The organism is Microbacterium sp. (assembly GCF_032084865.1).
Lineage (GTDB): Bacteria > Actinomycetota > Actinomycetes > Actinomycetales > Microbacteriaceae > Microbacterium.
In genome coordinates this window covers 1-2,348 of the sequence record NZ_DAMDLU010000226.1, presented here as the reverse complement: position 1 = coordinate 2,348, position 2,348 = coordinate 1, and the positions used below count along the sequence as shown (strand labels likewise).

At 67.7% G+C, this 2,348-nt stretch carries 2 protein-coding genes and 1 pseudogene; 1 reads left to right on the top strand and 2 read right to left on the bottom strand.

The window, feature by feature from the left end; genetic code table 11:
* Window positions 1–123, top strand: a pseudogene (locus tag RT309_RS14765) (A/G-specific adenine glycosylase); the annotation flags it as partial.
* 12 nt (window positions 124–135) lie between these two features.
* Here the strand turns inward: RT309_RS14765 and rbfA are convergent.
* Both rbfA and infB read right to left on the bottom strand, forming a co-directional pair.
* Window positions 136–564 carry a 30S ribosome-binding factor RbfA gene (gene rbfA / locus RT309_RS14760; protein WP_313358252.1) on the bottom strand — a complete coding sequence of 143 codons (429 nt, stop codon included), beginning with the start codon at window positions 562–564 and terminating at the stop codon, window positions 136–138.
* 66 nt (window positions 565–630) lie between these two features.
* The coding region (gene infB / locus RT309_RS14755; RefSeq protein ID WP_313358250.1) for a translation initiation factor IF-2 at window positions 631–2,348 on the bottom strand (1,718 nt) is incomplete at its 5' end.

The window sequence follows — 2,348 nt, the reverse complement described above, 5'->3', positions numbered from 1 at the left end:
CTGGCGACGGAGGCGGTCGTCGCCGACTGGCCGGATGCCGCTCAGCGCGACCGCGCGATCGACTCGCTCATCGCCGACGGGCTCGTCGAGGCGGCAGACGGAACGCTTCGGCTGCCCCGCTGAGCGGGATCGGCGTCAGTCCTCGTCGTCGTCGTCGCGGTGATACGGGTCGGCGTCGCCGGCGTGCGTCGCCGAAGCCGCCAGCTTCGCCACCTCGGCGTCGCGCTCGCGCGCCTCGCGCAGAAGGTCGGCGATGTGACCGGCGCTCTCGGGCAGTGCATCCGGGATGAACTCGAGCGTGGGCACGAGGCGCACGTTGAGCTGACGACCGACCTCCTTGCGCAGCAGTCCGGTGGCCGAGGTGAGCGCGGCGCCGCTGGCGACGCGCTCCTCATCCGTGCCGAGCACGGTGTAGAACACCGATGCGTGCTGCAGGTCGCCCGTGACACGCACCTCCGTGATGGTCACGAACCCGAGCCGCGGATCGCGCAGCCCCTTCTCGAGGCGCTCGGCGAGGATGACGCGGATGCGATCCGCGAGTCGTGCCTGTCGTTCTCCAGCCATGTTCCCATTCCCTCTGAGGACGAATGAGGGGCGCCTCGCGGCGCCCCTCACATCGTTTGGACTCGATCAGCCGCGAGGCTTCTCGACGAGCTCGGTCGTCTCGATCTCGTCGCCGATCTGGATGTCGTTGTACTTGCCCAGGCCGATACCCGCCTCGAAGTCCGTGCGGACCTCGGTGACGTCGTCCTTGAAGCGGCGCAGCGACTCGATGGCCAGGCCATCGGCGATGACGACGCCGTCGCGGATGACGCGCGCCTTGGCGTTGCGCGTGATCGTTCCGGAGCGGACGATGACACCGGCGATGTTGCCGAACTTCGAGGAGCGGAACACCTCGCGGATCTCGGCGACACCCGACTGGACCTCTTCGTACTCCGGCTTGAGCATGCCCTTGAGCGAGCTCTCGATCTCGTCGATCGCGTTGTAGATGACGGAGTAGAAGCGGATGTCCACGCCCTCACGCTGAGCACGCTCGCGCGCCTTCGTGTCGGGGCGGACGTTGAAGCCCACGATGATCGCGTTGTCGATCGTCGCCAGGTTCACATCCGACTCCGTGACCGCACCGACACCGCGGTGGATGATGCGCAGCTGCACCGAGTCGTCGACCTCGATCTTGAGCAGCGACTCCTCCAGCGCCTCGACGGCACCGGACACGTCGCCCTTGATGATGAGGTTGAGCGTCTCGACCTTGCCCTCTTCGAGCGCTCGGGTGAAGTCCTCGAGCGAGATGCGCTTGCGGGCCTTGGCGAGCAGGGCGTTGCGCTGCACGGCTTCACGCTTCTCAGCGATCTGGCGCGCCATCCGGTCTTCCTCGGTGACGATGAACACGTCGCCGGCACGCGGCACCGAGTTCAGACCCTGCACCTGCACCGGACGCGACGGTGCGGCGTACTCCACCGCGTCGCCGTTCTCGTCGAGCATGGCGCGCACGCGTCCGTAGGCGGTGCCCGCGACGATCGAGTCGCCGACGCGCAGCGTTCCGGACTGGATCAGCACGGTGGCGACCGAACCGCGGCCCTTGTCGAGCTTCGCCTCGATGGCGACACCACGGGCGTCCTTGTTCGGGTTCGCCGTGAGGTCCAGACCCGCGTCCGCCGTCAGCAGGACGGCGTCGACGAGCTCCTGGATGCCCGTGCCCTGGCGTGCCGAGACGTCGACGAACATGACTTCGCCGCCGTACTCCTCGGCGACCAGTCCGTACTCGGTGAGCTGCTGGCGCACCTTGCCCGGGTTGGCCTCGGGCTTGTCGACCTTGTTGACCGCGACCACGATCGGCACACCAGCGGCCTGCGCGTGGTTCAGCGCCTCCACCGTCTGCGGCATGATGCCGTCGTCGGCGGCGACCACGAGGATCGCGATGTCGGTGACCTGCGCACCACGGGCACGCATGGCGGTGAACGCCTCGTGACCCGGGGTGTCGATGAAGGTCACCGCGCGGTCGATGCCGTCGTGCTCCGTCCAGATCTGATACGCACCGATGTGCTGGGTGATGCCGCCGGCCTCGCCCTCGATGACGTTGGACTGGCGGATCGCGTCGAGCAGACGGGTCTTACCGTGATCGACGTGACCCATGACGGTGACCACCGGCGGCCGGATCTCGAGATCCTCGCCGCTTTCGGCGTCGAGCTCGCCCTCCAGGTCGAGACCGAAGCCCTCGAGGAGCTCCTTGTCCTCGTCCTCGGGCGACACCATCTGGATCTTGTAGCCCAGCTCCTCGCCGAGCACCTCGAAGGTGGCCTCATCCAGCGACTCGGTGGCCGTGGCCATCTCGCCGAGGTTGAAGAGGA

Excerpts from the sequence above, each read along its gene's own strand:
- rbfA (WP_313358252.1), bottom strand. The coding sequence starts at position 564 with ATGGCTGGAGAACGACAGGCACGACTCGCGGATCGCATCCGCGTCATC.